This window comes from uncultured Blautia sp., from assembly GCF_902497045.1.
Lineage (GTDB): Bacteria > Bacillota > Clostridia > Lachnospirales > Lachnospiraceae > Blautia_A.
Map to the genome: position 1 here is coordinate 1 of NZ_CABVDF010000189.1, position 5625 is coordinate 5625.

A 5625-nucleotide genomic window follows, 5' to 3' on the forward strand; every position below is an offset into this window, starting at 1 on the left:
AAAAACATGATTCGCTTATAATAAAGATATAACTATAGCATAAAGGAGTGAGGCTGACTACAGACACCATTTGTACAGAAGATAAGAATTTTGGAGGGCTACCAAAATAAAATATACGATCTGATAGCATTTCTTAAAACACATAAGACAAGGACTTGAAAGATGACAATGCAGAATACATAAGGAAAGGAATGTCTTATGGAAAATGGCACCATTTTTGATGATGTATTCCGGACAATGTTGGAAAAGATGCCGTATCTGGCAATTCCGTTAATTAATGAAGTCTTTGGAACTTCCTATCCGGAGGATATTGAGATTATACAAAAGAGAAATGAACATCAGACACAAAACGGCAGGATAATTACAGATTCCCACCTGCTGATCGCAAATCGAATTTATCATATAGAATGTCAGAGTACAGATGATGCTACCATGGTGATTCGGATGATCGAATATGATTTTGCAATCAGTCTGGAAAATGTACAGAGGGAAAACGGCAGATACCGCATGTATTTTCCGCAGTCATGCGTCCTGTATCTGCGAGGTACAAAAAGGAAGGATACGATAGCTGTGGAACTTGTAATGCCAAACGGTAATACAGTGGAATACACTGTTCCTGCCGTGCAGGTGCAGAGGTTTACCTGTAATGATATGCTCCAGAAGCATTTGCTGTTTTTACTGCCATACTATGTAATAAAATATGAACACGAAAAAAGACTGGACACAGACAGCAGGAAGTGGAAGCAATTTTTAGAAGAATATGCAGAAATTGAAAAATACCTGAAGGAGAGTTTCCTGGAAAAAGGAAACGAAAAAGCATACTGTGATATGATTGAACTGATTATTCGGGTTGCTGATTATGTGTTCAGGGACAAGGAAAATGTAAGGAAAGGATTTGGTGATGTAATGGGTGGAAAGGTACTGGAACTGGAATCAGATAAGCTGATCCAGAGGGGAATCGAACAAGGCATTGCCATGGAACGAAAGAAGACAGAACTTGAACGTCAGAAAGCAGAAGCAGAGATTCAGAGGTTAAAAAAGCTTTTGGAAGAAAAGAATAACAAACAGTAATTTTTGTAATACAATCGCCCCTATCTGGAAATGGATAGGGGCGATTGTACAATTATAATATTTTCCTTATAAATTCCTTATAATTATCTTTTATCCTGTAGGTACAAAAGGAAAAGCGGGCATTTGCGGAGAAATTTTCAACGCTAACATCCGTGATCTTAAAAAATATCTTACTTACAGGAGGGAAAAGATGAGTCAGAATATTGTCGAAATTAAAAATCTTGAAAAGTCTTTCAAAAAACAGCCAGTTTTAAAAAATATTTCTTTATCTATACCGGAAAATTGTGTTTATGGTCTTTTGGGGCCAAACGGAGCAGGAAAATCTACATTATTAAAGATGATAACAGGGCTTATGAGACCGGATTCCGGGCAGATTATTTTTCAGGGACATCCATGGAGCAGGAAGGATTTAAATCAAATAGGAGGTCTGATCGAAACGCCGCCTATTTATGAGAATCTGTCTGCCTGGGAAAATCTCAAGGTACGGGCATTGATACTGGGAGAAACAGAAGAACGTATGAAAGAGGTTCTGAAGACTGTGGATCTTACTGATACGGGAAAAAAGCCTTCGGGAAAATTTTCGCTGGGAATGAAGCAGAGACTGGGAATTGCTATTGCTCTTCTGGGCCATCCCAAGCTTTTGATTCTGGATGAGCCGGTGAATGGTCTGGATCCTCTGGGAATTCAGGAACTTCGTCATCTGATCCGCAGTTTTCCCGATCAGGGAATTACAGTTGTAGTATCCAGCCATATTTTAAGCGAAATTCAGCTGACTGCGGATTATATTGGGATTATGGCCAATGGAAGGCTTGGATATGAAGGGATTATGGACGAAAGTCAGGATCTGGAACAGCTGTTTATGAAAATTGTGGCAGCAGAGAGAGGAGCGAGATAAGTGAGTACATATTTTAAAGCTGAGAAAATGAAATACCGCCATACTTTTTTGTGGAAACTGATGATTCTGATGCCGGCGATAAGTGCTCTTTTGTCTGCTCAGCTGACGCATAATTATTTTGCAATGGATGGCTATAACTGGTGGTATATGCTGATGATGCCGGGATTTCTGGCTGTAGCCTGCGGACAGATTGGAGGAAAGGAGCATAAAAAACAGAATCGTACCATCTGGTCGCTTCCGGCAGACATGGGAAAGATCTGGGATGCAAAGATTCTGTTGTCAGCTATGGCAAGTGGCGTGGCTACTTTACTTTTGATGGTATTTGTGATTGTTGGCACAGCTGTCATGGAAAGAGGACTTCATATGACTTTTTTTAACGCACCAGCTGTATCAAATCAGATTCTTGCAGCGATACTGATCTGGCTTACTTCCCTGTGGCAGCTTCCTTTCTGTTTGTTTCTGGTGCAGAAAACAGGAGTGCTGGTCATGGTGATCATCAGTGTGGGACTGAGCCAGACTGCTGGGCCTCTTATGGCGCTGGAAAAGCTGTTTTTTCTTGTTCCGTATGGAATTACCCCCAGAGTTATGTGTCCTGTTTTAAAAACTCTGCCTAATGGTTTGCCGGCACAGCCGGGACAGATGACTTATACACCTCAGCTTATGAGTGTACCGGAAGCTGTGATTGGAGCAGTTTTTTCTCTTTTGTGGTTTGGAGTGCTCTGGTATTTTACCCGGAAATGGTTTCAAAGGCAGGTGGAAAAATAATGAGATTATTAAAAGCAGAATTTTATAAAATGCGCCGTACATTTTTGTACCCTATTCATGTGGCTGTTCCTTTTGTTGCCGGCGTTCTTTTTCTGGCGTGGACCAGGATCAGTGCACAGCTTCAGTTTTCTGTTTTTGTGCAGGCAGTGGGAGTTGCTTTTCCGGTACTGGCATCTGTGATCTGCGCCGGAAATGTGGATTTGGAGCTTTCCGGTCATCTTCAGGGATTTCTTATGACTACAGGAAAGAGGGAAAGTTCATTGCTGGCAAAATGGATGAGTCTTGAGATTCTTGCTTTTTTCGCGGTAATGGGTGCTGTGATTTTTTATGGAGCAGGCAACCGTCTGATATTAGGTGATATGGAAATACCGTTTTCTGTTTTTCTGAAAGCAGGAGTTTTTCTCTGGCTGGGAAGTCTGCCCCTTTATCTGGAGCATTTGTTTCTGAATCTTTGCTTTTCAAAAGCAGTGTCACTGGCTGTTTCCATAGGGCAGCTTCTGATCTCCGCGTTGTTTCTGACAGGACTTGGCCAGGGGAAATGGCAGTATGTTCCAAGCTCCTGGAGTTCTCGTGGAGCCTCGCTGTATCTTGCTGAAAAATTTAACAGAAGAGCAGCACTTGGAGCTGCCAGTACAGATCTGAGAGATATCTCCACCTGTATCTTGCTGGGAGTGATCCTTTGTGTCATAATCTTTATATGGTTTCATTTTTATGAAGGAAGACAGGATAATGATTAGGAGGAAAGTATATGTGCAGGATTCTGGCTGTTGATGATGATAAGGGGATTTTGGCAGTGATCCGCAAAGCACTGGAAAAGGAAGGTTATCTGGTAGATACACTGGATGATCCGGAAAAAATAGATCCGGAGAGACTAAGCGGCTATCAGCTGATCCTTCTGGATGTTATGATGCCGGGAACAGATGGATTTACAGTCTGCCGGAAGATACGGGAACAGGTGGACTGCCCCATAATTTTTGTAACGGCAAAAACAGAAGAAGGTGATCTGATCACCGGTTTTGGACTTGGAGCAGACGATTATATCAGAAAACCCTTTGGTCTGGGAGAACTGAGAGCAAGGGTAGCGGCTCATCTTCGCCGGGAAAATCGGGAAAAAAAACACCGGATTACATTGGGAGATCTGGAATTTTCTCTGCAGGCAAAAGAAATTTACTGTCAGGGAAAGCAGATTCCGCTGACAAAAAGTGAATACTCTATCTGCGAATATCTTGCTCTGAACCGGGGGCAGGTATTTTCTAAAGAGCGGATTTATGAACATGTTTTTGGTTATGATGGAGAAAGCGACAGCTCTGCTATTACGGAACACATAAAAAATATCCGGGCCAAGCTTCAGAAGGTGGGAGTTTCGCCTGTAGAAACCGTATGGGGGATCGGATATAAATGGAAGTGAAAAACAGAAAAAAAACAAAGCTCACAGGTCTGTTTGGAAAATATATCCTGGGTTTTACCGCTGTTGTGATCCTGATTGCTTTTCTTTGTTTTTTTGTAATGCTTGGAACTGTCACGATGTTCGGAGGATTTTTGCTTCCTGCCAATCATGCAGAGCAGGTTCTGGCAGAAAACGGTGATAAGATCCGAAATGCGAATATGGTGACAGAAGACTTGATACCGGCGGGAACTTTTTATGGGGTTTTTTCCGCAGATGGAAAATTTCTCTATGGAAATTTTGACGGGAAAGAAGAAAAAACTGCATGGGAAAAATACCGGAAAGACAATAAATATGCAGAAGGAAAAGGATATTACTGTTTCTTCAGGAGAAAAAACGGAGAAGTTTGTATTACCAAATATTTTGTAGAAGTCCGTTATGCAAATGAAAAGTGGAATCAGATACTGCCGCCGGCGGAACAGCTTACCACTTGGTTTACCATAGGATTGTTTGTTATTCTGACAGCTGCAAGCGGTTTTGCCCTGTCCAGATGTTTTGCCCGAAGGATGAGAAGGCAGCTGGAGGGACTTTGTGAAGCAACGGAAAAAATTGCTGCCAGTGATCTGGAATTTGAGAGCAGGCCATCGGATATCCAGGAGATCGGAGATGTCATGATGTCTCTGGAAAAAATGAAAATTGCGCTGAAGGATTCTCTTCAGCAGCAGTGGGAATCTGAGCAGCAGAAAAATCGACAGATTTCTGCCCTGGCACACGATATCAAAACGCCTTTGACGGTAGTCCGGGGAAATGCAGAGCTTCTTGCAGAGGGAGAGCTTAAAGAAGAGGATCAGGAATGTGTTCTGGAGATTCTGAAAAATGTGGATTATATGGAGCAGTATCTGGATTCCATGCGTCAGGTCCTGAGAGGAAGGGAAGAAGAAGAACCCCATAAGATGGTGAGCGCAGAAAAATTGGCTTATAAACTTTTGGAAGAAGCAGAGGCTATTGGGACAGCAGAGAAAATTCCGGTGATCATGGGAAGGGAAAATACAGACAAAAGAAAAGATAAGGATTTCTCCCGACTTCTGGAGGATGAAACGGAAAATACAGATGAAATCCTCTGTTGTATGGATGAGGTGATGCGGGCATGGAAAAATATTCTCGGAAACGCTCTGGAACATACAGATCCTGTTCAGGGAATTCAGATAGAAATCGGTACAGAAAAGGTATCAGATAATCTGGATTCTTTCAGAAAATATCTGGTAGCTTCGGTCCGGGATTATGGATCAGGTTTTTCGGATCAGGCACTTATTTATGGATCAGAACCGTTTTTCAGCGGAGATGACAGTCGTCATGACCGGAAACATCAGGGGTTAGGGCTGTCTATTGCAGATACTTTTATGAAGAAGCAGGGCGGATTTCTAAAATATGGGAATTCAGTAGAGGGAGATGGGGCTGAGGTTTCTCTTTGGATCAAAATAGCAGACGAAAAAATTGACTGAATATACTC

The 5625-nt window shown here is 42.1% G+C and carries 6 protein-coding genes; all 6 read left to right on the plus strand.

Going from position 1 to position 5625, the window contains the following annotated elements; all coding sequences use genetic code 11:
* The first annotated feature begins 198 nt into the window (after positions 1-198).
* The 6 genes from RDS42_RS11790 to RDS42_RS11815 all read left to right on the plus strand — a co-directional run bounded on the left by RDS42_RS11790 (position 199) and on the right by RDS42_RS11815 (position 5617).
* Entirely contained in the window at positions 199-1071 is an 873-nt protein-coding gene (locus RDS42_RS11790; RefSeq protein WP_308783834.1) for a hypothetical protein, read from the plus strand.
* Positions 1072-1261: 190 nt separating this feature from the next.
* On the plus strand, positions 1262-1966 hold the full coding sequence (locus RDS42_RS11795) for a lantibiotic protection ABC transporter ATP-binding protein (RefSeq protein ID WP_308783835.1): 705 nt from the start codon (positions 1262-1264) through the stop codon (positions 1964-1966).
* Positions 1967-2731: a lantibiotic immunity ABC transporter MutE/EpiE family permease subunit gene (locus tag RDS42_RS11800; RefSeq protein ID WP_308783836.1), complete on the plus strand. Its 765-nt coding sequence runs from the start codon at positions 1967-1969 to the stop codon at positions 2729-2731.
* On the plus strand, positions 2731-3468 hold the full coding sequence (locus RDS42_RS11805) for a lantibiotic immunity ABC transporter MutG family permease subunit (protein ID WP_308783837.1): 738 nt from the start codon (positions 2731-2733) through the stop codon (positions 3466-3468). The genes RDS42_RS11800 and RDS42_RS11805 overlap by 1 nt, the downstream gene beginning before the upstream one ends.
* An 11-nt stretch (positions 3469-3479) precedes the next feature.
* Positions 3480-4139: a response regulator transcription factor gene (locus RDS42_RS11810; protein ID WP_308783838.1), complete on the plus strand. Its 660-nt coding sequence runs from the start codon at positions 3480-3482 to the stop codon at positions 4137-4139.
* Entirely contained in the window at positions 4130-5617 is a 1488-nt protein-coding gene (locus RDS42_RS11815; protein ID WP_308783839.1) for a HAMP domain-containing sensor histidine kinase, read from the plus strand. The genes RDS42_RS11810 and RDS42_RS11815 overlap by 10 nt, the downstream gene beginning before the upstream one ends.
* The last annotated feature ends 8 nt before the right edge of the window (positions 5618-5625 follow it).

Excerpts from the sequence above, each read along its gene's own strand:
- RDS42_RS11790 (WP_308783834.1), top strand. The coding sequence starts at position 199 with ATGGAAAATGGCACCATTTTTGATGATGTATTCCGGACAATGTTGGAA.
- RDS42_RS11795 (WP_308783835.1), top strand. The coding sequence starts at position 1,262 with ATGAGTCAGAATATTGTCGAAATTAAAAATCTTGAAAAGTCTTTCAAA.
- RDS42_RS11805 (WP_308783837.1), top strand. The coding sequence starts at position 2,731 with ATGAGATTATTAAAAGCAGAATTTTATAAAATGCGCCGTACATTTTTG.
- RDS42_RS11810 (WP_308783838.1), top strand. The coding sequence starts at position 3,480 with ATGTGCAGGATTCTGGCTGTTGATGATGATAAGGGGATTTTGGCAGTG.
- RDS42_RS11815 (WP_308783839.1), top strand. The coding sequence starts at position 4,130 with ATGGAAGTGAAAAACAGAAAAAAAACAAAGCTCACAGGTCTGTTTGGA.